This is a genomic window from Luteithermobacter gelatinilyticus (assembly GCF_005849285.1).
GTDB lineage: Bacteria > Pseudomonadota > Alphaproteobacteria > Sphingomonadales > Emcibacteraceae > Luteithermobacter > Luteithermobacter gelatinilyticus.
Genome location: NZ_CP040517.1, coordinates 1,597,891 through 1,621,661, shown reverse-complemented (window position 1 = coordinate 1,621,661; position 23,771 = coordinate 1,597,891). Strand labels below are relative to the sequence as shown.

At 54.2% G+C, this 23,771-nt stretch carries 20 protein-coding genes, 2 tRNA genes and 1 pseudogene; 18 read left to right on the top strand and 5 right to left on the bottom strand.

Annotated elements, in window-relative coordinates; all coding sequences use genetic code 11:
* Positions 1–181 precede the first annotated feature (181 nt).
* Both FE788_RS07330 and uvrA read right to left on the bottom strand, forming a co-directional pair.
* A complete protein-coding gene (locus FE788_RS07330) occupies positions 182–436 on the bottom strand; it encodes a hypothetical protein (RefSeq protein ID WP_138380014.1) in 255 nt (84 codons plus the stop codon).
* A gap of 206 nt (positions 437–642) precedes the next feature.
* The gene (gene uvrA, locus FE788_RS07325) at positions 643–3,522 is read right to left on the bottom strand and encodes an excinuclease ABC subunit UvrA (RefSeq protein ID WP_138380013.1); all 2,880 of its coding nucleotides are present in this window, start codon (positions 3,520–3,522) and stop codon (positions 643–645) included.
* Between the two features lie 201 nt (positions 3,523–3,723).
* Here uvrA and ssb point away from each other — a divergent pair, with 201 nt between their 5' ends.
* From ssb to FE788_RS07290, 7 genes are all read left to right on the top strand, one after another.
* Positions 3,724–4,200, top strand: coding sequence for a single-stranded DNA-binding protein (gene ssb, locus FE788_RS07320; RefSeq protein ID WP_138380012.1), 477 nt, complete (start codon positions 3,724–3,726; stop codon positions 4,198–4,200).
* Between the two features lie 337 nt (positions 4,201–4,537).
* The gene (gene gyrA / locus FE788_RS07315) at positions 4,538–7,345 is read left to right on the top strand and encodes a DNA gyrase subunit A (RefSeq protein WP_138380011.1); all 2,808 of its coding nucleotides are present in this window, start codon (positions 4,538–4,540) and stop codon (positions 7,343–7,345) included.
* Between the two features lie 6 nt (positions 7,346–7,351).
* A complete protein-coding gene (gene coaD / locus FE788_RS07310; protein ID WP_138380010.1) occupies positions 7,352–7,867 on the top strand; it encodes a pantetheine-phosphate adenylyltransferase in 516 nt (171 codons plus the stop codon).
* Between the two features lie 23 nt (positions 7,868–7,890).
* Positions 7,891–8,421, top strand: a complete 531-nt coding sequence (locus tag FE788_RS07305; protein ID WP_138380009.1) for a peptidylprolyl isomerase — start codon at positions 7,891–7,893, stop codon at positions 8,419–8,421.
* 72 nt (positions 8,422–8,493) lie between these two features.
* Positions 8,494–9,534: a tRNA preQ1(34) S-adenosylmethionine ribosyltransferase-isomerase QueA gene (gene queA / locus FE788_RS07300; protein WP_138380008.1), complete on the top strand. Its 1,041-nt coding sequence runs from the start codon at positions 8,494–8,496 to the stop codon at positions 9,532–9,534.
* Complete coding sequence (tgt, locus tag FE788_RS07295) at positions 9,531–10,673, top strand: tRNA guanosine(34) transglycosylase Tgt (RefSeq protein WP_138380007.1); 1,143 nt, start codon at positions 9,531–9,533, stop codon at positions 10,671–10,673. The genes queA and tgt overlap by 4 nt, the downstream gene beginning before the upstream one ends.
* Before the next feature lie 76 nt (positions 10,674–10,749).
* Positions 10,750–10,825, top strand: a tRNA-Lys gene (locus FE788_RS07290).
* Between the two features lie 125 nt (positions 10,826–10,950).
* On the opposite strand, the pseudogene FE788_RS14370 reads toward FE788_RS07290, so the two are convergent.
* Both FE788_RS14370 and FE788_RS07285 read right to left on the bottom strand, forming a co-directional pair.
* Positions 10,951–11,155: pseudogene (locus FE788_RS14370) on the bottom strand (IS5/IS1182 family transposase); the annotation flags it as partial.
* Positions 11,156–11,254: 99 nt separating this feature from the next.
* Positions 11,255–11,344: transfer RNA gene (locus FE788_RS07285), tRNA-Ser, on the bottom strand.
* Positions 11,345–11,644: 300 nt separating this feature from the next.
* On the opposite strand from FE788_RS07285, the gene FE788_RS07280 reads away from it, so the two are divergent.
* The 11 genes from FE788_RS07280 to FE788_RS07230 all read left to right on the top strand — a co-directional run bounded on the left by FE788_RS07280 (position 11,645) and on the right by FE788_RS07230 (position 22,361).
* Positions 11,645–12,685 carry a lytic murein transglycosylase gene (locus FE788_RS07280; RefSeq protein ID WP_138380006.1) on the top strand — a complete coding sequence of 347 codons (1,041 nt, stop codon included), beginning with the start codon at positions 11,645–11,647 and terminating at the stop codon, positions 12,683–12,685.
* On the top strand, positions 12,682–13,605 hold the full coding sequence (locus FE788_RS07275; RefSeq protein ID WP_138380005.1) for a septal ring lytic transglycosylase RlpA family protein: 924 nt from the start codon (positions 12,682–12,684) through the stop codon (positions 13,603–13,605). Before FE788_RS07280 ends, FE788_RS07275 begins: the two co-directional genes overlap by 4 nt.
* 63 nt (positions 13,606–13,668) lie before the next feature.
* Positions 13,669–14,841 carry a D-alanyl-D-alanine carboxypeptidase family protein gene (locus FE788_RS07270; RefSeq protein WP_138380004.1) on the top strand — a complete coding sequence of 391 codons (1,173 nt, stop codon included), beginning with the start codon at positions 13,669–13,671 and terminating at the stop codon, positions 14,839–14,841.
* Complete coding sequence (gene tmk, locus FE788_RS07265; protein ID WP_138380003.1) at positions 14,831–15,514, top strand: dTMP kinase; 684 nt, start codon at positions 14,831–14,833, stop codon at positions 15,512–15,514. Before FE788_RS07270 ends, tmk begins: the two co-directional genes overlap by 11 nt.
* A gap of 5 nt (positions 15,515–15,519) precedes the next feature.
* On the top strand, positions 15,520–16,644 hold the full coding sequence (locus FE788_RS07260; RefSeq protein WP_138380002.1) for a DNA polymerase III subunit delta': 1,125 nt from the start codon (positions 15,520–15,522) through the stop codon (positions 16,642–16,644).
* A 32-nt stretch (positions 16,645–16,676) separates the two neighbouring features.
* Positions 16,677–18,221 (top strand): methionine--tRNA ligase, encoded by a 1,545-nt coding sequence (metG, locus tag FE788_RS07255; protein ID WP_138380001.1) that lies wholly within the window; start codon positions 16,677–16,679, stop codon positions 18,219–18,221.
* A gap of 5 nt (positions 18,222–18,226) precedes the next feature.
* Positions 18,227–19,030, top strand: a complete 804-nt coding sequence (locus FE788_RS07250; protein ID WP_138380000.1) for a TatD family hydrolase — start codon at positions 18,227–18,229, stop codon at positions 19,028–19,030.
* Positions 19,030–19,785: an MBL fold metallo-hydrolase gene (locus FE788_RS07245; protein WP_138379999.1), complete on the top strand. Its 756-nt coding sequence runs from the start codon at positions 19,030–19,032 to the stop codon at positions 19,783–19,785. Before FE788_RS07250 ends, FE788_RS07245 begins: the two co-directional genes overlap by 1 nt.
* Before the next feature lie 28 nt (positions 19,786–19,813).
* Positions 19,814–21,055: an MFS transporter gene (locus tag FE788_RS07240; RefSeq protein ID WP_138379998.1), complete on the top strand. Its 1,242-nt coding sequence runs from the start codon at positions 19,814–19,816 to the stop codon at positions 21,053–21,055.
* Positions 21,052–21,678, top strand: coding sequence for a peptidylprolyl isomerase (locus FE788_RS07235; RefSeq protein WP_210413811.1), 627 nt, complete (start codon positions 21,052–21,054; stop codon positions 21,676–21,678). The genes FE788_RS07240 and FE788_RS07235 overlap by 4 nt, the downstream gene beginning before the upstream one ends.
* Before the next feature lie 2 nt (positions 21,679–21,680).
* Positions 21,681–22,361, top strand: a complete 681-nt coding sequence (locus FE788_RS07230; protein ID WP_168190318.1) for an LOG family protein — start codon at positions 21,681–21,683, stop codon at positions 22,359–22,361.
* Positions 22,362–22,417: 56 nt separating this feature from the next.
* Here FE788_RS07230 and chrA read toward each other — a convergent pair whose 3' ends face one another.
* The gene (gene chrA / locus FE788_RS07225) at positions 22,418–23,632 is read right to left on the bottom strand and encodes a chromate efflux transporter (RefSeq protein WP_138379996.1); all 1,215 of its coding nucleotides are present in this window, start codon (positions 23,630–23,632) and stop codon (positions 22,418–22,420) included.
* Positions 23,633–23,771: the final 139 nt, after the last annotated feature.

Genomic DNA, 23,771 nt, shown 5'->3' with positions numbered 1-23,771 from the left:
TCGCGTGTGACTGATATTCTTTAGCATTTTGGCATATTATCCGCGCAGCCCGGCTCAAAAGCAATAGCGATCGCGGTCAATTTTCCAGAAAATACAGGTAGTTACAAATAAAAGGGGATCTGCCTGGCATGCGGGAGGTTTTGGATGGGTGGATAGGACATGCCAGGCAGCAGGGTATTGATCAGGGTATGTAGGCTAAATCAGAAAGCGGGCGGCCCCAAAAAGACCAAAAAAAGAGCCGCCCACCACGACGATGATTCCGGCTATATCGGGGATCATCGCCCGTTTCTGATTCAGCAATGACAGTTATACAGTCTTTTTTAAGAATGTAAATGATAATTATTATTAAAAATAGCTTTCTGGATTTTCCCTCCGCTTCTCCTGCGTTCTTGCCGCTTTTCTCCGTCATTGCAGCGAAGGCGGCAATCCAGTCCATAAATAAAACGTCCTCCCCAGTTTTGGGAGAGGTTTTTTAAACGGCTCCTGGGCGGAATGGGGCCATGGGAGGTCGTGATAACGTTTCCCTCTACGCCGTCACTGCGAGACGTGATCGCGACAAAGTCATCCACATGGTGATGTAACGCGAAGCTTCCCGGCCAATTTTATCCTTGCGCCTGGATTGGCGGATCAGCTTTCCACACCTTATCCCCAAGAGGCAGGCTGCCTGGATCCCTGATTGTACAACAGTGGTTTCAGATACCGTCCGGTATAACTTTTTTCATTACAGGCAATGTCTTCCGGGGTGCCTTCAGCGATAATCTCGCCGCCACCGTCGCCGCCTTCGGGGCCAAGGTCAATGATCCAGTCGGCCAGTTTGATGACCTCCAGATTATGTTCGATGATAATCACCGTATTGCCCTGGTCCACCAGATGTTGCAGCACCTCCATCAGCTTGCGCACATCCTCGAAATGTAACCCCGTCGTGGGTTCGTCCAGGATATAAAGGGTGCGTCCGGTAGACCGTTTCGAGAGTTCCTTGGAAAGTTTCACCCGTTGCGCCTCGCCACCCGACAGGGTGGTGGCCGCCTGACCGATCTGGATATAGCTGAGCCCCACTTTTTCCAGCATTTTCAGCTTGTCCCGGATGGCGGGTACCGCGGCGAAAAACTCCACGCCATCTTCTACGGTCATTTCCAAGATGTCGGCAATGGATTTACCTTTATAGGTGATTTCCAGGGTCTCACGGTTATAGCGCTTGCCTTTGCACACATCACATTGCACATACACATCGGGCAGGAAATGCATCTCAATCTTGATCACCCCGTCGCCCTGGCAGGCTTCGCAGCGCCCGCCTTTGACATTAAAGGAAAAGCGCCCCGGCTTGTAGCCCCGGGCCTGGGATTCAGGCAACCCTGCAAACCAGTCGCGGATCGGGGTGAAGGCGCCGGTATAGGTGGCCGGGTTGGAACGCGGTGTGCGGCCAATCGGGGACTGGTCGATGTCCACCACCTTGTCGATATATTCCAGGCCGCTGATATCCTCATGGGGCGCCGGCAGGTCGCGGCTGTTGTTCAGCTTGCGGGCCACAGCCTTGTACAGCGTGTCGATGGTCAGCGTGGACTTGCCGCTGCCGGACACCCCGGTCACACAGGTCAGTGTGCCCAGCGGGAAGGTCACGGATACATTTTTCAGGTTGTTGCCGGTGGCCCCGTGCACAATGATTTCCTTACGCCGATTGCCGGCCTTATGCCCTGGCCGGCGGTCAAGGGGAACCGGAATGATGCGTTGGCCGGAGAGATATTGCCCGGTGAGGCTGTGGGCATTGGCCATGATGTCCTGCGGCGTGCCTTCGGCCACCACTTCCCCCCCATGCACGCCGGCGCCAGGCCCCATGTCGATCACATGATCGGCGGCACGAATGGCGTCTTCGTCATGCTCCACCACCAGCACCGTATTGCCCATATCCCGCAAATTCATCAGGGTTTCCAAGAGCCGGTCATTGTCCCGCTGGTGCAGTCCGATGGACGGCTCATCCAGCACATACAGCACACCCGTGAGCCCCGATCCGATTTGAGAGGCCAGACGAATGCGCTGCGATTCACCACCGGACAAGGTGCCGGAACTGCGGGACAGATTAAGATATTCCAGCCCCACATTGTTCAGAAATCCCAGTCGTTCAATGATCTCCTTGAGAATGCGCGCGGCGATTTCATTCTGTTTTTCGCTTAAGTTTGCGGGCAATTCCCGGAACCACAGGTAACTGTCCCGCACTGAAAGTTCTGCGACCTGCCCGATATGCCGGTCGTTAATTCTGACACACAGCGCTTCCGGTTTGAGCCGGTAGCCGTTACAGGTTTCACAAGTGGCGGCACTTTGATATTTACCCAGCTCGTCGCGCATCATGTTACTGTCGGTTTCCCGCCAGCGCCGTTCAATATTGCCGATCACCCCCTCAAAAGGTTTTTCCACCACATAATTCTTGCGGTCATCGCTGTAGATCATTTCGATGACCTCATCTCCACTGCCATACAGGATAATGTCCTGAAACTGGTGTGGCAGTTTTTCCCAAGGCGTGTCGGTTTTAAACCCGTAATGTCGGGCGAGGCTTTCCAGGGTCTGGATGTAATAAGGGGCACTGGATTTAGACCAGGGGACAAGGGCGCCCTGTTTCAGGCTTTTGGTCTTGTCCGGCACCACCAGATCGGGATCGAAATAAAGTTTCTTGCCCAGCCCGTCGCAGGTGGGGCAGGCCCCAAAAGGGTTGTTGAAGGAAAACAGCCGGGGTTCGATTTCCTCAATAGTAAACCCGGAAACCGGGCAGGCAAATTTTTCGGAAAATAACAGCCGTTCCCCCTGTTGCGCACCGCTGGCGAATTCCGCTATGGCCAGCCCTTCGGCCAGTTCCAGCGCGGTTTGCAGGCTGTCGGCCAGCCGGGTCTCAAGCCCGGCGCGCACCACAACCCGGTCCACCACCACCTCAATGTCATGTTTGAGCTTCTTGTTCAGGTCCGGCACATCATCAAGTTCATAGAAATTTCCGTCCACTTTGACCCGCTGGAACCCTTTTTTCAGCAGATCGGCAAACTCTTTGCGGTACTCTCCCTTACGCCCGCGTACGATAGGAGCCAGAAGATACAGGCGGGTGCCTTCTTCCAATGCCATGATTTTATCGACCATCTGGCTGATGGTCTGGCTTTCGATGGGCAGGCCCGTGGCCGGGGAATAGGGCACGCCGATCCGGGCAAACAACAGGCGCATATAGTCATAAATTTCCGTTACCGTGCCGACGGTGGAACGGGGATTGCGGGAGGTGGTCTTCTGCTCGATGGAAATGGCCGGGCTGAGGCCCTCGATATGTTCGCAGTCCGGTTTCTGCATCATTTCCAGAAACTGCCGGGCATAGGCCGACAGGCTTTCCACATAGCGGCGCTGGCCTTCAGCATAAATGGTGTCAAAGGCCAGTGAGGATTTGCCGGACCCGCTTAAGCCTGTGACCACCACCAGTTTGTCGCGGGGAATATCCACGTCAATATTTTTCAGATTGTGTTCTTTGGCGCCGCGAACGGAAATCTTAGTCAGCATTTTTCATACGCACCCTGAAACGATGGAATTATGTGCAATGTGGTCTTTTTTGGAAAGATGTCAAGTTCTTATTTTGTTCTCATTGGTGGTTTGGGCGGAAACCGGCGTTCAAAAACCTGCAAATTTGCTTTGCAGATCGCTTGGCAGCCGTTATGGTTGGAATACGTTTAACAACAGAATACGGATTAAAGGAAGATAAAAATGGCAGGTAGCGTCAACAAGGTCATTCTGGTGGGGAATCTAGGGCGGGACCCGGAAGTACGGCATACCCAGGACGGCTCCCCGGTGGTGACATTGAGTCTGGCCACGTCCGAGAGCTGGAAGGATCGGATAACAGGGGAGCGTAAGGAGCGCACTGAATGGCACCGGGTGGTCATCTTTAACGAGGCGCTGTGCCGGGTTGCGGAACAATATCTGCGCAAAGGGTCCAAGATTTATGTGGAAGGCGCGCTGCAAACCCGTAAATGGACGGACCAGCAGGGCGTGGAAAAATACACAACGGAAGTAGTGCTGCAGAAATACCGCGGCGAGCTGACCATGCTGGACAGCAAGGGTGAAGGCGGGGGCTATGGCGGCAGTGATACTTTTGAGGATAACGGAGCGTCTAACTATGGCGGCGGATCTTCTTCCGGTCCTGCTGCGGGGGGGGGCGATCTGGATGATGAGATTCCGTTCTAAGCCTGTTTCTTTTTATTTCTGGCTGATTATTTTCGGCTGAATGTTTCTTGAATATTTGGGGTCCCGGTCATCAGGCTGGGGCCTTTTGGCGTTATGATCATGTGAGGATGAACCGACCTTTGACACCTGGAAAAGTTGCCGGAAAAAGGAAGCTGAAAAACGGTTCCTGTCCCAGGCGCCTAAATCCTTGCCATGCTCATGGGGAATTGCTATCAATTGGGCTGCATTTTTCTGCCTCTTGCCCGGCCATGTCCTGTTGGAACAGGCCAGGGCAGAGTGACAAAGCAGAGTGACAAAAGAGACCCGAAAGTAAAAGTATAAATTAAGGGATATTTTCTTGAGTGAGAACACCGTTCTAGACCCCCAGGATCCGAACATTTCTACCATCACTATTGAGGAGGAAATGAAATCCTCCTACCTCGATTACGCCATGAGCGTGATCGTGTCCCGGGCCCTTCCGGATGTGCGTGATGGTCTGAAGCCGGTGCATCGGCGTATTCTCTACAGCATGTATGAGAACGGCTATGACTGGACCAAACCCTATCGTAAATCGGCGCGCGTGGTCGGGGATGTGATGGGTAAATACCATCCCCACGGGGATAGTGCCATTTATGATGCGATGGTCCGTATGGCCCAGCCGTTCTCCCTGCGTTTGCCGTTGATTGACGGGCAGGGCAATTTTGGTTCCATGGACGGTGACCCGCCAGCGGCTATGCGCTATACCGAGGCCCGCATGGATAAGGCGGCCAGCGGACTTTTGGAGGACATCGACAAGGATACGGTTGATTTCCATCCGAACTATGATGAATCCGAACTGGAACCGGTGGTGTTGCCGGCCCGGTTCCCCAACCTTCTGGTGAATGGGGCAGGGGGGATTGCCGTCGGTATGGCAACCAACATCCCGCCTCATAATCTAGGGGAGGTTCTGGATGCCTGCTGTGCCTTTATTGACAACCCGGAAGTGACGTTGGAAGAGCTCATCGAATTGGTGCCAGGGCCGGATTTTCCCACCGGTGGCCTGATTATGGGAGCGGCCGGGGCCCGGTCTGCCTATATGACCGGGCGTGGATCGGTGATGATGCGCGGCAAGACCCACATCGAGGAAACACGCAATGGTCGGGAAGCCATTGTGATCACGGAAATTCCTTATCAAGTGAATAAATCCCGTATGATCGAAACCATTGCTGAAACGGTGCGCAACAAACGTATCGAAGGCATTGGAGATATCCGTGATGAATCCGACCGTGAGGGCGTGCGGGTGGTCGTGGAAATCAAACGCGACGCGGTGGCGGATGTGGTGCTGAACCAGCTGTACCGCTATACCCCGTTGCAAACCAGTTTCGGCTGTAACATGCTGGCCCTGAATAATGGCAAACCGGAACTTCTTAACCTGCGCCAGATTATCGAAGCCTTTGTCAAGTTCCGCGAGGAAGTCATCACCCGGCGGACCAAATATCTGCTGGGCAAGGCCCGGGATCGGGCCCATGTCTTGGTAGGGCTGGTAATTGCGGTCAACAATCTGGATAAGATTGTGGCGATGATTCGCAAGGCTCCCAATCCGGCGGCGGCCCGCGAGGCGCTCATGGCCGAGGAATGGGATGCAGTGGATGTTGAAGGGTATATTCGCCTGATCAATGAACCGGGACGCGGGGTGGTGGACGGCAAATATATTCTGTCGGAAACCCAGGTGCGGGCTATTTTGGAATTGCGTCTGCATCGTCTGACCGCACTGGGCCGGGACGAAATTGGCGAAGAACTGAAAAAAATTGCCGCCGAGATTGAGGAATATCTGGAAATCCTGCGCAGTCGGGAAAAACTTTACGGCATCATGCGCGATGAATTTGTTGCCTATCGGGAGGCGTTTGCTACGCCGCGACGCACGGAAATCGTTCCTGCCGGGCTGGGCGACATCGAAGACGAAGACCTCATCCAGCGTGAAGACATGGTCGTGACGGTCACCCATAGCGGTTATATCAAGCGGGTGCCCCTTAACACCTATCGGGCGCAGCGGCGTGGAGGCAAGGGCCGCAGCGGCATGCAGACCAAAGATGAGGATTTTCTGCAAACGGTTTTTGTGGCCAACACCCACACGCCGGTGTTATTTTTCAGCAATCTGGGGCAAGTCTATAAGCTGAAAGTCTGGAAATTGCCGCCGGGCACGCCGCAATCCAAGGGCAAAGCGCTGATCAATCTTCTACCGCTCAGCCAGGGGGAGACCATTTCCACCATTCTGCCGCTGCCTGAGGATGAAGACAGCTGGGAAGAGCTGCATGCGGTTTTTGCCACGGCGAAGGGGAATGTGCGCCGTAACCTGCTGAGCGATTTTGTTAATGTGCGCGCCAATGGCAAAATCGCCATTCGCCTGAGCGAGAATGACCGCCTGATCGGGGTTGCAGCATGTGCTGAGGACAATGATGTGCTGTTGGCGACCCGGGACGGCAAATGTATCCGTTTCAATGCGACGGCCGTACGCCTGTTTAAAGGACGCAATTCCGATGGGGTCAGAGGGATTCGTCTGGCCGAAGGGGATGAAGTGGTGTCCATGTCCGTGTTGAAAAGCACCACCATCACCATGGAAGAACGTGACCCTTATCTGCGTTATGCTGCGGCCCGGCGCCGGGGGGAAGAAGTTGAACTGCCTGAGGGCCTGTCTGCGGAACGTATTGCGGAACTGGAGGCGCAGGAAGAGTTTATTCTCAGCGTGACGGCCAACGGTTATGGCAAACGCACCTCGGCCTATGAATACCGGCAAACCAACCGCGGTGGTCAGGGCATCATCAATATCGAAACCTCCGAACGCAATGGCAGCGTGGTGGCCGCGTTCCCCATCGAGGCGCAGGATCAGCTGATGATGGTGACTGATCTGGGGCGTCTGATCCGGGTGCCGGTTCATGATGTGAGAATCGCCGGACGCAGCACTCAGGGGGTAACCCTGTTCAGGGTGGGGGATGAGGAACATGTTGTTTCCGTGGCCCGTCTGACGGATGTGGAGGACGATGAAGAGAATGGTGAAGAGAACGATGAGGAAAACCGGGATCTGAATGAAGTTGTAGACGAAAATGCGGAAGCCATCGAAAACACGGAAACATCCGGTTCGGACTCTTCCGGAACATCGTCTTTTGAAGGAAACGCAAAGGAGGAATAAGGGCTTATGACCCAGAAAAAAGAACGTATCGGGCTCTATCCGGGAACTTTTGATCCCATCACTCTGGGGCATATTGATATTATCAAACGGGGCGCCAAACTTGTTGATCGTCTTGTTCTGGGGATTTCCACCAATCCGTCCAAACAGCCGCTTTTTGATCTGGATGAGCGGGTGGAGATGGTGCGTGAAGAAACAGCCTTTATTGAAAAAAACGAAGGGGTGGCCATTGAGGTTCGCCCCTTTGATACTTTGTTGATGAGCTTTGCCGAAGAAATCGGCGCCGGGATCATTATCCGGGGGCTTAGGGCTGTGTCGGATTTCGAATATGAATTTCAAATGACGGCCATGAACTACAAGCTTAACCCGAATGTGGAGACCGTATTCTTGATGGCGGATCCGTCCTATCAGGCGATTGCCTCCCGTCTAGTGAAGGAAATCGCCATCTTCGACGGGGAAATCAAGGCTTTTGTATCGCCGTCAGTGCGGCAAAAAGTCTTGGCGAAGCTGGGAAAAACTGTATAACGCACTCTCCGAGGTGATAAATCATGAAAAACTTGTTGAAGGCGGTTTTGACCGTTTTCTTGATGACGGCAGGAGCACACGCCATGGATCTGGAAAATACCCTTTACCTTGACCTGAAAGATGGTCGGGTGGTGATTGAAATGTATCCGGATAAAGCGCCCAAACATGTGGCGAGAATCAAGGAATTGGTCCGGGCAGGGTTTTATGACGGCTTAACCTTTCACCGGGTGATTCCAGGCTTCATGGCCCAGACCGGAGACCCGAAAGGGGATGGTACCGGTGGATCGGGGCAAAACCTGCCGGCGGAATTTAACGACCTGCCGCATCTGCGCGGGACCGTGTCCATGGCTCGGGCGATGGACCCCAACAGTGCGGATTCACAGTTTTTTATCTGTTTTGAGCCGGCCATGCACCTGAACGGACAATATACCGTTTGGGGACGGGTGGTCGAAGGCATGCAGTTTGTGGACAATATCAAACCTGGGGAGGGGCCGGGCTTTACCGATCCGGACATCATTGTAAAAATGCAGGTTGCTGCGGATGTGGAACAGTAGCTCACGGGTCAACATGGGGTCAGCATGGGGGGACCATTGGAGTGGATATTAGGATGAATATCGGGGTGAACATTGAAGGTTGACCTGTTTGACTTTGAACTCCCGCGGGAGCTGATTGCGCTTCGCCCCGTCGCAAATCGCGACGGGGCGCGCTTTCTTGTGGTGCGAGGCAAGGACCTTGAAGACCGTCGTGTGGCGGATATTACAGATTATCTTAATCCCGGTGACGTGATGGTCTTTAATGATACCCGGGTGATTCCGGCGCGCCTGAGCGGCAGACGGGGGCTGGGCAAAGTTGAATTTACCCTGCATCAGCAGAAGGATGAGGGGCTCTGGAAGGCGTTTGCCCGCCCGGCCAAGAAACTGAAAGTGGGTGACGAGATCAGTTTTCAGGACAAGCTGTTCTGTACGGTAACGGACAAGGGCGCAGGCGGTGAAGTCACTTTACGGTTTGACCGGGCGGGATCGGCCCTGCGCCAGGCGCTTGATGAAGTGGGGGTCATGCCTCTGCCGCCCTATATCGCTTCACAACGGCCGGTAGATGCGCGGGACCGTGAGGATTACCAGACCGTCTATAGCAAAAAAGACGGGGCCGTCGCGGCTCCCACTGCCGGACTGCATTTCACAACGGCCCTGCTGAACAAAATTGACGAAATCGGCGTAAAACGCGTCCAGGTCACCCTGCATGTCGGGGCCGGTACCTTCCTGCCGGTTAAAGTGGAGGACACCCGCGATCATAAAATGCATGAGGAATGGGGCGAGATTACCCCGGACGTGGCGGAGGAGATTAACCGCGCCCACGCCGAAGGACGGCGGGTCGTTGCTGTGGGCACCACGTCGTTGCGCCTGCTGGAAGCTGCGACGGACGAAAGCGGGCACACACGCCCCTTTGCCGATTCCACGGATATTTTTATTACGCCGGGATACAAGTTCCGTTGTGTGGATATGCTGATGACCAATTTCCATCTGCCGCGGTCCACTCTGTTTATGCTGGTGTCGGCCTTTGCCGGGTTGGAAACAATGAAGGCGGCCTATCACCATGCCATTGAAGAACGGTATCGTTTTTATTCCTATGGCGACAGCAGTCTGTTATTTCGTGAGGACCAGTTGTGAAGGATAATTTCAAGCTGCACATCGAGGCGACCGACGGATCGGCGCGCACCGGGGTCTTGAAAACCTGGCGCGGGGATATTCGCACGCCCGCCTTTATGCCGGTGGGGACGGCGGCTACGGTCAAGGCCATGAAACCGGAAACCGTGCGGGCCACGGGGGCGGATATTCTTTTGGGCAACACTTATCATTTGATGCTCCGGCCCACGGCGGAACGGATTCATCATCTAGGGGGGTTACACAAATTCATGAACTGGGAGCGGCCGATTCTGACCGATTCCGGTGGGTTTCAAGTGATGTCCCTGGCGCAGCTTCGGAAAATTAGCGAGGAGGGCGTGGCTTTCCAGTCCCATATTGACGGCAGTCGTCATTTGCTCAGCCCGGAACGCAGTATGGAAATCCAGCGATTGTTGGGCTCTAACATCGTGATGGCGTTTGACGAATGCACGCCGTATCCCGCCACCCGAAAACAGACGGAAGACAGCATGCGGCTCAGCATGCGCTGGGCCAAACGTTCTTTTGACGCCTTTCACAATGGGTCTGAACATGCGGAAAAGAATGCTTTGTTCGGCATTGTGCAGGGCGGGGTGTTTGAGGACCTGAGGCAGGAGTCTATCGCCGCGCTCACCGAGATCGGCTTTCACGGGTATGCCGTTGGCGGCCTTGCGGTGGGCGAAGGGCAGCAGGTGATGTTCGAGGTGCTCGACTTTACCATGCCCAAAATGCCCACAGACAAACCGCGCTACCTGATGGGGGTGGGCAAACCCGATGATATTGTCGGGGCCGTCGAGCGCGGCATTGACATGTTCGACTGTGTGCTGCCGACCCGGTCGGGCCGCACGGGACAGGCCTTTACCCGGCGAGGGGCAGTGAATATGAAAAATGCCCGCCATACGGATGACCCGCGGCCTCTGGATGAAGACTGCCGGTGTGATGCCTGCACGAAATACAGCCGGGCCTATCTTTCGCATCTGATCCGTAGTGGCGAGATTCTGGGGGCCATGCTGCTGACGGAACATAATCTGACCTATTTTCAGGATCTTATGGCAGGATTGCGCGCCGCCATTGCGGCCGGAAAACTGAAACAGTATGTGGCTGATTTTCATGCCAAAAGGGCGCTTGGCGACATTGATCCGCTATAAGAAAATTTTTTAAAAAAAGTGTCAGTTTCCTATTGACCATCCGGGAAACTGACTTTATGTTCCGCTCATCTTTTACGGGCCCTTAGCTCAGTTGGTAGAGCAACTGACTTTTAATCAGTAGGTCGAAGGTTCGAATCCTTCAGGGCTCACCAATTTAAAACCCTTGGGTATTAATGCGTTAGCAGATATCCAAGGGTTTTTTATTTAAGGTTTTCCCCTCTGTGGTACAAAATTTCTGCTTTTTTCAAGCCATTGAAAATATCGGGAAACTTTCCTGTTGATGCACACGGGCACAGCTGCTGTCGATCATGAGGAGGTTACCGTCATGGACCTGAAAGATCGCGTCGAAAAGCCGCTGACAGACACCCGCCTTCGCCACTGAACAAACCGATTAGTGAACAAATCGATTATAGCAAGTGGTGCAGGGACCATAGCGCTCGGCAATATCCGCCTATGGCATGGCCAGCCCGAAACCGCCAAAGTGCCGTTAAGCTTCTTTGGGAAGCACGTTTAGGGGGGTGACTTAGTCTGCTGCTGCAAAAGCAGGGAAGCGCAGAGAAACGCTGTCGTGCAGTGCATAGTGGCGGAGAGGGTGGGATTCGAACCCACGAAGGGCTTGCACCCTTGCCGGTTTTCAAGACCGGTGCATTCAACCACTCTGCCACCTCTCCGTAGCGAATGAAATGCCGTGGGCTAGGATTTATCTTATCGCAAGTATCAGGTCAAGATCCGAATTCACAAGTTTTTAATAATGGCTTGTAAATATGGTGCAAATGGTCTTTTATGCCATGATATGGTCACGATTTGGGAACAGCATGAGCTTCCGTTCTTGTTGGGGACTGATATATGAATCCATGTCCCAAACCCATGAGGCGAACATGAGGCGAACATGGGCAGTTTGACCAAACCGCAAGAACGGAACATAGGGGCTGTGCAGGTAATAACCGCAAAACAGGGGCTATTCAGGCAAAATGAGATATACCGTACTGTTGATGGGGCTGATCGGGATACTGTTAAATATTGGGGCAGCGCAGGCAAAAGACAGCATTCCCGCCAATCCCCTGAGTTTTAAGCAGTGGCTTGAAGAACTGAAACGGGAAGCCCGTGAGCAAGGCATATCCGAAAACACCCTTGCCGTGGCCCTGGACGGTGTTCAACCGGTACCGAAAATCATAGAACTGGACCGCCGCCAGCCTGAATTTACCCAGACCTTTGCCGAATATATCGGCCGTCGGGTCAGTCCGGCCCGTATTGAACTCGGCCGGAAAAAAATGGCTGAGCACCAGGAGGTGCTGACCAAAGTGGGACGCGACATGGGGGTACAACCCCGTTTTATTGCCGCCATATGGGGTATGGAGACCAATTACGGCAGGTATACCGGCGGCTATTATGTGATCGAAGCCCTGGCCACCCTGGCGTATGACATGCGCCGGCCCGCTTTTTTCCGGCGGGAACTGTTACGGGCGCTGGAGATTCTTGATCAGGGGCATATTGACCCGAAAAATATGAAGGGGTCCTGGGCCGGGGCGATGGGGCAGGGGCAGTTCATGCCGTCAAGCTTTTTCACCTTTGCCTATGATTACAACCGGGATGGCCGGAAGGATATTTGGGTGGATCAGGCCGATGTGTTTGCTTCGATCGCCAATTATCTGAAAAAACATGGCTGGCGCGAAGACCGCACTTGGGGTCGCGAGGTGCGTCTGCCGGAAAATGTGGAAGAGTTATGGGAAAAGGTCAAGCAGACCGAACCACCACGTAGCTGTAGGCGTGCTCTGAAACATCATAGCCGGCAGCTCAGTCTCAAGGAATGGTCCGAACTGGGCGTGAAAACCATTTATGGTTCTGATCTTCCCGATGTGGGGGATCGGGATTTCAAGGCATCGTTGGTCATGCCGGCGGGCAAGGACGGGCCCGCCTACCTGACATACCGGAACTTCCGGGCTATACTCAGCTATAATTGTTCAAACTATTATGCACTAGGGGTGAGTTTGCTGTCGGATCAACTGAAATGAAGTTACTGAACCGTTTGGGAAAATATTTAGGACTGTGTATGCTGCTTCTGGGGCTTGCCGCGTGTTCCAGCGGCCCCCGTTCCTATGAAACGCCGCCAGCGGGGCAGGGCAGTTACAAAGTGGGAAAGCCCTATAAGGTCGCAGGCAAGGTGTATTATCCCAAGGAAGACCCCACATATTCCGCCGTGGGGCTTGCCTCTTGGTACGGGCCTAAATTTCATGGCCGCAAGACGGCCAATGGCGAAATTTTTAACATGAACGCCCTGACCGCCGCCCATACCACCCTGCCGATGCCAAGTTATGTGCGGGTGACCAATCTGGAAAACGGGCGTTCCCTGATTCTTAGGGTCAATGATCGCGGGCCATTTGTGGGTAACCGCCTGATCGACGTTTCGCGGCGTGCAGCCCAGCTTCTGGGATTTGAACGCCAAGGAGTTACCAAAGTTCGTGTGGAAGCCGTCCCAGGTCCTGATGCCGCCCCGGTCTATGTCAGACGACAAACTCCACCATCCTCATCCTCGCCGTCCTCATCCTCGCCGTCCTCATCCTCACTGGCCCAGCCCGCTCCCAAACGCGCCCCCGTGGTCGTGGCCGAAGAAACTACGCCACTGTCTCCACCACCGGCCGTGGAGGTGGAAAAGCTTGTCTCTTCTCCACCGCAACAGGAAACGGCACACAAGGAATATGATCTGAAAACGATTTATGTACAGATCGGGGCTTTTGCCGACAAACTCCGGGCTGAAGCCGTGGCGGATGGCATCCGCCATGTAGGGCAGACCCTGCTGGAGCTTGTTGATGTCAACGGCCAGAAACTCTACCGTGTACGCATCGGACCGCTGGAGTCCAGGGAACAGGCAGATGTTACCCTGGGGCGTGTGTTGGCCTGGGGACATAATACGGCCCGAATAGTGATGGACTAACCCTGTTCCGGCATAACCGGTTTGAAATACTAAGTTTAACAAATAAAGACGAGAAACGGATAAATGGTTGATCTCAAAAGATCCTTCTTCACCATTCTGATGGTTTTTCTAAGTGCCCAAGGAGGGACCTCTGCGGCCTTTGGCGCCCAGAATATCCAGACCATTGCGGAACATGCCATCCTGATCGAAGGCGCGACAGGAGATGTGTTGTTTGCCAAGGAGCCCGACACCCCGATGGCGCCATCTTCCATGAGCAAGCTGCTTACGGTCTATATCGCCTTTGAAAAGCTCCGGGACGGGGTGATCACCCTCAATGATGAAATCGAGGTCAGCGAAGCAGCCTGGCGGAAATGGCGCCTTAAAGGCTCCACCATGTTTCTCAAGGCCGGTGACCGGGTCACGGTTCACGATCTTTTGATGGGGATCATTGTGCAAAGCGGCAATGATGCCTGTGTGGTCCTGGCAGAAGGGCTGGCAGGCTCGGAAGCGGTCTTCGTGGACTGGATGAACGAAAAAGCCCGCGAACTTGGCATGACAAACACCCATATGGTGAACAGCAATGGCTGGCCGGATGAAAACCATTACATGTCGGCGCGGGATCTGGCGATCCTGGCTCAGAAAATGATCGCCAATTTTCCAGAATATTATGCCATGTTTGCGGAAAAAGAATTCACCTATAACGATATTCGCCAAACCAACCGCAATCCCATCCTTTATAGCATGCCGGAAGCGGACGGCCTAAAAACCGGTCATACAGAAGCGGCGGGGTTCGGGCTTGTGGCTTCGGCCAAACGGGATGACCGGCGGCTGATTCTGGTGGTCAATGGGTTGCCCAGCGAACGGGCCCGAGCGCGGGAATCCGAACGGCTTCTGAATTATGGATTCCGTAACTTTGATGTTTACAACCTGCTGCAGGCGGGAAAAACGCTTGATTATGCCAATGTGTGGCTGGGGGAAAAGGATCAGGTGCCGTTAGTGTTGGAACAGGATGTCACCCTGTCTATGAGCCGTGAAGCGCGTCGCAAGATGAAAGCCAAGGTAATTTACGAAGGGCCCATTGCGGCGCCGATCGTGAAGGGACAGCCTGTGGCCATGCTGGAGATCTCATCTCCTCATATGGAATCGGTACGTCTGCCACTGGTGGCCGGCGAAGATGTCGGAAAACTGGGTGGTTTTAACCGCTTGAAAGCTGCTCTGAACTATATGCTGATAGGGTCCTCAGGCCGTGGCCGATAAAACACTTGCCCATTCTGGTTCGTCGTTTAAGGGCCGCTTTATTACCTTTGAAGGCGGGGAAGGGGTGGGCAAGTCCACCCAGGCCTTGCGGCTCAGGGAAAGGCTGGAACACCACGGGATAGAAGTGGTGTTGACCCGGGAGCCAGGCGGGGCGCCGGGGGCGGAAGCAATTCGTGGGCTTCTGGTAACCGGTGGCACGGATAAATGGACCCCCATGACCGAAACCCTGTTGCATTATGCGGCCCGGCGCGACCATCTGGATCGGACGGTGCTGCCGGCATTACGGGCAGGGAAATGGGTTATCTGTGATCGTTATGCCGATTCCACCCTGGCGTATCAGGGATATGCCCAAGGGCTTGGGGTGGATAGGATTCTTGACCTGCATAAGATCGTGACCGACAACTTCTGGCCTGACTTTACCCTGCTTTTGAATGGCGGGGCCTCGTTGGGGTTAGAGCGGGCCAGAATGCGGCAAAAGACGGAGACAGGGCAACAGCGCGAAGACCGGTATGAAAGAATGGGGAAGGGATTCCACGAAAAACTGCGTGAGGCCTTTCTTGATATTGCCGCGAAAAACCCGCAGCGGATTACCGTGATCGCTGCGGAAGGCCGTGTCGACGACGTGGAAGAACGCATCTGGCAGTGTGTGAAAGACCGGTTTGGACTGGAGTGAGGGCAATGGAAGAACTTGAAATGGTCCCCCATGCCCGCCTGTGTCGGGAAGTTATCGGGCATGAGGCGGCATCACGCCTGTTCCTTGATGCCTTTAATGCCGACAAACTGCATCATGCGTGGATGATCACCGGCCCGCGCGGTATTGGTAAGGCCTCGCTGGCTTATCACATGGCGCGGTTTTTATTGCATCATGCGCCGACAGAGGAGGCAGGCGGCGGTCTTTTTGGCGACACCCTGGAAAAGACGGCGCTTACAACTCTGGCCACTGATCCCGAAAGCCGGACCAATCAATTGATTAATGCGGGAAGTCATCCTGACCTGTTGAGCATAGAACGGGGCCTGGATGAGAAAACCGGCAAACGGCGCAAGGAGATTGTCATTGACGAGGTGCGCCGGCTTCAGGGGTTTTTTAATACCACTTCCAGCGATGGGGGCTGGCGCATCGCCATCATAGACAGTGCCGATGAAATGAATCGTAATGCGGCCAACGCCTTACTGAAGGTTCTTGAAGAACCTCCTCGTCATGCTTTGCTTTTCATTCTGGCGCATGCGCCGGGCCGACTGTTGCCCACCATCAGGTCGAGATGCCGTCAGATGCGTCTGAAACCGCTCACGGATCAGGCCGTGGCTGAAATTTTGCGGCGGGAAAATCCAGAGCTTCCCGAAGAGGAGCTTGCGGGCTATGCCGTACTTAGCGAAGGCAGCCCGGGATATGCGCTGAACCTGGTGCATCAGAAGGGACTGGAGCTTTACAGTCAAATACTTTCGCTATTATCCACTCTGCCAGAGGTGAACGTGCCGGCCCTGCATGTGTTGGCCGGCGAACTGGCCGGGCGCAATAATCAAGACAGATTCCGTCTGTTTGGAGAGCTTTTGCTGCGTTTCATGAACCGCATGACCCGGCATGCAGCATTATCCGCCCAGGAGCAGGTCTCGTCCGTTCATCCGGTGATGACAGGGGAGCTTGAGCTTATGGCGTCGCTCGGTCAAAGAATTCCGCTTGATCAATGGGGCGAGCTATGGGAAAAGGTTAGCCAATTAATAACCCGCACCGATGCCGTCAACCTGGATCGGAAACTTGTCGTCATCAACATTTTTTCCATGATCAGCCAGACGGTGAAGGGTTAATTTTATCAGGAATTAACCGGAGTAACTGGATTATGTCGTCTGCTTTTTACATTACGACGCCCATCTATTATGTGAATGACAAACCGCATATTGGCCATGCCTATACCACGCTGGCCTGTGATGTTCTTGCGCGTTTTAAACGGCTGGACGGGTATGAAGTGATGTTTCTGACGGGCACGGACGAACATGGTCAGAAAGTCGAAAAATCCGCTCGGGCCGCCGGCAAAACGCCGCAGGAATTCTGTGATGATGTGTCTCAGGGATTCCGTAAGCTGGCCACGTTCATGAATTTTTCCAATGATGATTTTATCCGCACTACTGAAGAACGTCACAAACGGGCGGTTCAGGCGTTGTGGCGAAAACTGGAAGATAATGGTCAGATCTATCTGGATAAATATGCCGGATGGTATTCGGTGCGTGATGAAGCCTTTTATGCTGAAAGCGAACTGATCGAGGGGGAAGGCGGTGAAAAGCTGGCGCCTACGGGCGCGCCAGTGGAATGGGTGGAAGAAGAGAGTTATTTTTTCCGTCTTTCCGCCTGGGGGGAGGAGCTTCTCAAATGGTATGACACGCTGCCGGAGGCGGTTCTGCCCAAAAGTCGCCGCAACGAAGTGAAAAGTTTTGTGGAAGGGGGGCTCAGGGATCTGTCCATTTCCCGCACCAGTTTTCAGTGGGGCGTGCCAGTGCCGGGCAATGACAAACACATCATGTATGTCTGGATTGACGCGCTGACCAATTATCTGACGGCCGTGGGCTACCCGGATATGGACAGCGCTATTTTCCGCAAATTCTGGCCCGCCGATATGCATATGGTGGGCAAGGATATTCTGCGGTTTCATGCGGTCTACTGGCCGGCTTTTCTTATGGCGGCCGAAATTCCCTTGCCCCGGCGTATTTTTGCCCATGGCTGGTGGACCAATGAGGGACAGAAAATATCCAAATCCATTGGTAACGTGATTGACCCGTTCCAGATTGTTGAGGAATTCGGTCTGGACCAGGTGCGCTATTTCCTGATGCGGGAAGTGCCGTTTGGCAATGATGGGGATTATTCCCGGCAGGCCATGATCAACCGCATCAACAGCGATCTGGCCAATGATCTGGGCAATCTGGCCCAGCGCAGCCTCAGCATGATCTACAAAAATTGTGAATCTCGTATCCCCGTCCCCGGTACGTTAACGCAGGCCGATCGTGATATTCTCGCTGCTGCCGACGGGCTTTTGGAAAAAGTGCGTGAAAAAATGGACGAGCAGGCCTTTCACCAGGCGCTGGAAGTTATCTGGAAGGTTGTTTCTGACGCGAATGGGTATTTTGCGGGGCAGGAACCTTGGGCGCTCAAGAAAACCGATCCGGAACGCATGGGCACAGTATTGTATGTCACGGCAGAAGTTATTCGCCAGGTGGGAATCCTTATTCAGCCGTTCATGCCCGATAGTGCAGCAAAAATGCTGGATCAGCTGAACCTCGACCAGGCAGCGCGCGGTTTTGACCAATTGGGCGAAACCGGCCGTCTGCCAAGCGGTACAGTCCTGGACAAGCCGCAAGGAGTCTTCCCCCGATTTGTTGAACAAGAGGCTTGAAAGAGATGCTTGTCGACAGCCATTGCCATTTAAATTACGGCAGCATGACAGAGGATATGCCCGGTGTCATGCAACGGGCCCGCGAGGCAGGGGTCGGCGCGATGCTGGCCATCAATGCCCGGCTTAGCGAATATGACGAGGTGCTGGCCATCGCCCGGCAGTATGATCATGTCTGGTGTACGGTGGGCAGCCACCCCCATGAGGCGGAAAATGAACCCGGAATTACGGCGGAACAGCTGATTGAAAAGGCTCAGCCGGAAAAGGTCGTCGGTATTGGCGAAAGCGGGCTGGATTATTATTACGATCATGCGCCGCGCCACTTACAACAGGAAAATTTCCGGGCTCATATTGCCGCCAGCCGGGAAACTGGTCTGCCGCTGATTGTGCACTCCAGGGATGCTGATGCCGATACGGCCCGGATCATGAAAGAAGAAATGGACAAGGGCGCCTATCCGGCGGTCATTCACTGTTTTACCGCCAGTCGCGCCTTTGCCGAGGCGGCGCTGGAGATGGGGTGTTATATTTCCATTTCCGGGATCGTTACGTTCAAAAACGCTACGGATCTTCGGGAAACGGTAAGGATCATCCCCCACGACCGGTTGTTGGTTGAAACGGACGCGCCTTATCTAGCACCGGTGCCCAAACGCGGCAAACCTAATGAGCCGGCTTATGTGAAATATACGGCCGCCTTTCTGGCTGACCTGCTGGGACTGTCTTATGAAGAACTGGCCCGGATCACCACGGAAAACTTCTTTGCCCTGTTCCATAAGGCGCGTCATAAGGCGTGTCTGTCGGAAGGGGAAAACTGATGAAGGTGACTATTCTGGGCTGTGGCACTTCGGGCGGCGTGCCGCGGATCGGCAATATCTGGGGCGTATGTGATCGCAACAATCCGAAAAACCGCCGCCGGCGGTCTTCCATCTACGTGGAAGAGCAGGGCACGGCACTGCTTGTTGATACGTCACCGGATCTCAGGGAACAATGCCTGGATGCGGGCATTACCCGCCTTGACGGGGTTTTGTATACCCACGATCATGCGGATCATACGCATGGCATAGACGATTTGCGAGGGATTTTTCAATGTATGAAAAAACGCGTGGACGTTTATGCCGGCCCGGAAACCCGCGCCGTTCTGAAGCGGCGTTTTGACTATATTTTCACCAGTCAGGGGGGATATCCGGCGATTGCCAACATGCATGAAATTGAGACGTCCCCCTTTCGCATCGGTGCCATTGACATACAGCCGTTTTTGCAAAACCACGGCAACACCACATCATATGGTTTCCGTTTGAATAAAGTGGCTTATAGCACAGATTTTAATGTGATACCTGAAGAAAGTCACAAATATCTCCATAACCTGGATTTATGGGTTGTTGATGCCTTGCGGCCGGAACCGCATCCGACCCACACCCATCTTGAAAGGACCTTGGATTATATCAAGCTTTTTAAGCCCAAACGGGCGGTGCTCACGCACATGACCTGGGATATGGATTATGCAACTTTGAAAAAACAGCTTCCCGGGCACATCGAACCTGCTTATGATGGCATGGTAATCAACCTGTAGTCGCCATCAGCCCTGTCCTGAGTTATTCATGCCCCGTGAAAAACTGAATATTTTTCTTCTCAGCCTGTGCCAGGCGTTGATGCTGGCCTCCACCATGACGCTGCTGACCTATTCGGCGCTGGTCGGCAAAATGCTGTCGCCGGACCCGGTATGGGCGGCATTGCCAGTGGCGACGGCGGTGCTAGGGTCGGCATTCTCTGCGGTGCCGGCGTCCTATTTCATGAGAAAGTTCGGGCGCAAACGGGGATTTCAGGTCGGGGCCCTGAATGCGCTGACCAGCGGGGCGCTGGCTCTATATGCTCTGGTCCGGCAGGATTTTATCCTGTTTTGTCTGGCGACCTGGTTTCACGGGAATTATCAGGCCTTTGCGGCCTTTTATCGCTTTACCGCCATGGAAGTGAGTTCGCCGAACCGCCAGAAACAGGCGGTTTCCTTTGTCCTCGCGGGCGGTATCGCTGCGGCTCTCCTGACTCCTACCATTACGGGATATTTCACCTCAGTTCTGGAACCTTTAACTTTTGCCGGTCCCTATGCGCTGGTGCTTTGCCTTAGCCTTCTGGCGCAAATTCCGATCGCCCTGTTAAGGGTTCCGCATAAGGTTCAGCCGATGGTTCATGACGGCAACGGCAGACGTAATATGCCGGTGCCTTCCAGCCAGAAAACCCCTTGGGGCGTTCTGCGACGCCCAACTTTTATTTGCGCTTGTCTGAATGCGGGTGGCGGATATCTGCTGATGTCTTTTGTGATGACTGCTTCCCCGCTGGCGGTGATGTTCTGCGGATACCAGACCACCGATGCCGCCATGGTCATACAGGTTCATGTTCTTGCCATGTTCGCTCCTGCCTTTGTGACGGGCTCATTGATTGCGCGATTCGGTGCGGTCCCGATTATTTTTCTGGGTATGGCCAGTTACGCCATCGCTGCGGCAGTGGCCATTTACGATATTGAACTCAGCAATTTTTATCTGTCTTTGGCGCTGGTTGGTTTTGGCTGGAATTTTATGTTTACGGCGGGAACAACGCTGCTCGCCGAGGCCCATACAGAATCGGAAAAGACGTTTGCCCAGGGCGTCAACGATTTTCTGGTGTACAGTATGATGGCAGCGGCGTCGCTCAGTTCGGGGTATATTTTTGAAACGCTGGGGTGGACCCGCCTTAATCTGATCGTCTATGCGGTCCTGTTATTTTTATTTTTGGTGACGCTCTGGTATGTTGTCTCCCACAGCAAACCCAGAACATCCTCGGCCGAAAAGAAGGGAGAGGCGGCATGAAAGCCCTCAAAAACCTTATTATCGTGGGAATGACGTTGTGCCTGTCTATTATGGCGGCTGGCATGCTCAGGGCTGAAGAGAGAATAATACCGGTGGTGATTAGAACCAGTTTGGGTGATATTACCGTTGCGCTGTATCCGGAGCGGGCCCCGGTAACAGTGGATAATTTTCTCAAGAATATGGAGGCGGGGTTGTATAGGGGCGGCCTTTTTTACCGGGCTGTCCGGTTGGATAATCAACGCCCGGCCGAAACGACCATCACCCTGATTCAGGGAGGGCGAAACCGCGCCGTTGAGGCCCGCCCGCCCATTGTTCATGAGACCACAGAGCAAACCGGCATTTTGCACCGGGATGGCGTGATTTCTATGGCGCGACTTGCCCCAGGTACGGCGGACAGTGAATTTTTTATCACCATAGGCGATAACCCGGCGCTTGATTATGGCAGTGACCGCAATCCGGACCGGCAGGGCTATGCCGCTTTTGGCGTTGTCATTTCCGGTATGGATGTGGTGCGCAAAATCCAACAGCAGCCCACCACGGCACCGGTGGCGGACCCGGCATCTCCCGTACGCAATCAGATCATGAGCCGGCCCGTGGAAATCCTTGACATCGTGCGGAAATGAGTATGCCCCTGAACAATCAGGAAAAACTTCTTCATGAATCCAAAAGCTGGCTCAAGGATGTTTTACGTCTGTATCAGGTGTCGCGGGAAATGTGGCGCGGGTTCAGCCTTTTGCGAAACATTGGTCCGTGCATCACCATTTTCGGATCGGCCCGTTTTGACGAACAACACCCATATTACCATCAGACCCGGACGCTGGCCGGCCGCCTTGGTCAAGCCGGATTTTCCATCATGACCGGTGGCGGGCCGGGCATTATGGAAGCCGCCAACAGGGGAGCGCAGGAAAACGGCGCCCTGTCCATCGGCTGCAATATTCATCTGCCGCGGGAACAGGCGCCCAATCCCTATTTGGACATCAGCGCCACGTTTAAATATTTTTTCGTGCGCAAGCTGATGCTGGTGCGCTACTCACAGGGGTTTGTGCTGATGCCCGGCGGGTTCGGTACATTGGATGAAATGTTTGAAACGCTCACCCTGATGCAAACCGGGAAGGTACGTAACTTTCCGGTCATCGCCTTTGGGCAGGACTATTGGCAGGAGCTGATCCCTTTTCTTGAAAAAACCATGATCCGCTATGGCACCATTGACACTCTCGATCTCAATCTCATCCGGGGTACCGATGATGTCGATGAAGTGGTGGCGATCATGCAAAACGAAACCTGCGAAGAGATGATTTTAGCCTGATGACCAGCGCTTTCCGGAGCTTAGAGTGAATTGTGAATAGGTTGGCTCAATTTACTCTAAAGCAGTGCGCCTCCGGCCAGCCCCGCCACAATGACAATGGCCCAGGCCGGGATGTTCCAGTGTTTGAGCGCAATGAAACTCACCGCTGCGATGGCCAGAGTGGCGGTTCCCGTTATGCCTTCCGTAAAAACAGGGTCGTAAAGGGCGGCGGCGAGCAGACCAACCACAGCGGCATTGACGCCAGTCATGGCCTTGCGGGCCCGTGACATGCGCCGCATGCGATTCCACAACGGCAAGCCGCCGATTACCAGAAAAAAGGACGGCAGAAAAATGCCCAGTGTGGCAATACCGGCCTTGGCGGTGGCGGGCAGGGGGCCAGCGGCTATGGCGCCCAGATAGCTGGAAAAAGTGAAAAGCGGGCCGGGTACGGCCTGGGCAAGACCGTATCCGGCCAGAAAATCTTCGCGGCTGACCAGTCCGGTTTGCACCATTTCCGCCTGTAATAGCGGCAAAACCACGTGCCCGCCGCCAAAGACCAAGGCGCCGGCCCGGTAAAAACTGTCCAGAAGGGTAAGGCCCTGTGCGGGGGTGAAAGTGGCGACAACCGGCAGGACAACCATTAGTGTTGCAAAAAGGATCAGCAAAAATGCCGCTGTACCGGCCCTGGTATTTCCCCCGAGCTTGTGGTTATCCTGCTGTGTTTGGGGGGCGTGACGGCACCAGAATGTGCCAAGGAATCCCCCAATAAGAATGGCCGTGACCTGACCGACAGCACCGGGAATAAGGAAAACCACGAGCAGGGCAACAAGGGCAATGCTGGCTGTGCGCCGGTCTGGCGTGAGAGAGGAAGCCATACCCAGCAGCGCCTGAGCCACGATGGCCACGGTTGCGGCTTTGAGACCTAAAATCCAGCCTCCCCCCAGAAGATCACTATACTGGTTGACCCCATAGGCAAAACCAAACATTATCAGGGCAGAAGGCAGGGTAAAGGCCACCCAGGCAGCGAACATGCCACCATATCCGCCTTTGCTGAGGCCGATGGCCATGCCAACCTGACTGGAAGCGGGTCCCGGAAGAAACTGGCAAAAGGCAATCAGATCCGCATAGGCCTGATCGCTGATCCAGCGTCGTCTTTTGACAAATTCATCCCGAAAATATCCCAGATGTGCGACCGGCCCGCCAAAGGAGGTACAGCCCAGTAGCAAAAACCGCCAGAAAATTTCCGTTACGCCAATTGGTTTGTCGGAAACGCCGTTTTTCGGATCTGTCATGCTTATATCTTCCCTCCACCTCTTTCCCACCAGTAACATATCCGGTTGAAAAAAATCAGCATAATTTGACGACATCCTGCCCCAGCCCTTATTTCGGGATTTCAGACTGTCTTGAATTCTTTACACTTTTGACTGCGAA

Excerpts from the sequence above, each read along its gene's own strand:
- chrA (WP_138379996.1), bottom strand. The coding sequence starts at position 23,632 with ATGACAGATCCGAAAAACGGCGTTTCCGACAAACCAATTGGCGTAACG.
- coaD (WP_138380010.1), top strand. The coding sequence starts at position 7,352 with ATGACCCAGAAAAAAGAACGTATCGGGCTCTATCCGGGAACTTTTGAT.
- uvrA (WP_138380013.1), bottom strand. The coding sequence starts at position 3,522 with ATGCTGACTAAGATTTCCGTTCGCGGCGCCAAAGAACACAATCTGAAA.
- FE788_RS07240 (WP_138379998.1), top strand. The coding sequence starts at position 19,814 with ATGCCCCGTGAAAAACTGAATATTTTTCTTCTCAGCCTGTGCCAGGCG.
- FE788_RS07275 (WP_138380005.1), top strand. The coding sequence starts at position 12,682 with ATGAAGTTACTGAACCGTTTGGGAAAATATTTAGGACTGTGTATGCTG.
- FE788_RS07230 (WP_168190318.1), top strand. The coding sequence starts at position 21,681 with ATGCCCCTGAACAATCAGGAAAAACTTCTTCATGAATCCAAAAGCTGG.
- FE788_RS07260 (WP_138380002.1), top strand. The coding sequence starts at position 15,520 with ATGGAAGAACTTGAAATGGTCCCCCATGCCCGCCTGTGTCGGGAAGTT.
- ssb (WP_138380012.1), top strand. The coding sequence starts at position 3,724 with ATGGCAGGTAGCGTCAACAAGGTCATTCTGGTGGGGAATCTAGGGCGG.
- FE788_RS07270 (WP_138380004.1), top strand. The coding sequence starts at position 13,669 with ATGGTTGATCTCAAAAGATCCTTCTTCACCATTCTGATGGTTTTTCTA.
- FE788_RS07250 (WP_138380000.1), top strand. The coding sequence starts at position 18,227 with ATGCTTGTCGACAGCCATTGCCATTTAAATTACGGCAGCATGACAGAG.
- FE788_RS07330 (WP_138380014.1), bottom strand. The coding sequence starts at position 436 with ATGGACTGGATTGCCGCCTTCGCTGCAATGACGGAGAAAAGCGGCAAG.
- FE788_RS07305 (WP_138380009.1), top strand. The coding sequence starts at position 7,891 with ATGAAAAACTTGTTGAAGGCGGTTTTGACCGTTTTCTTGATGACGGCA.
- FE788_RS07235 (WP_210413811.1), top strand. The coding sequence starts at position 21,052 with ATGAAAGCCCTCAAAAACCTTATTATCGTGGGAATGACGTTGTGCCTG.
- metG (WP_138380001.1), top strand. The coding sequence starts at position 16,677 with ATGTCGTCTGCTTTTTACATTACGACGCCCATCTATTATGTGAATGAC.
- FE788_RS07280 (WP_138380006.1), top strand. The coding sequence starts at position 11,645 with ATGAGATATACCGTACTGTTGATGGGGCTGATCGGGATACTGTTAAAT.
- FE788_RS07245 (WP_138379999.1), top strand. The coding sequence starts at position 19,030 with ATGAAGGTGACTATTCTGGGCTGTGGCACTTCGGGCGGCGTGCCGCGG.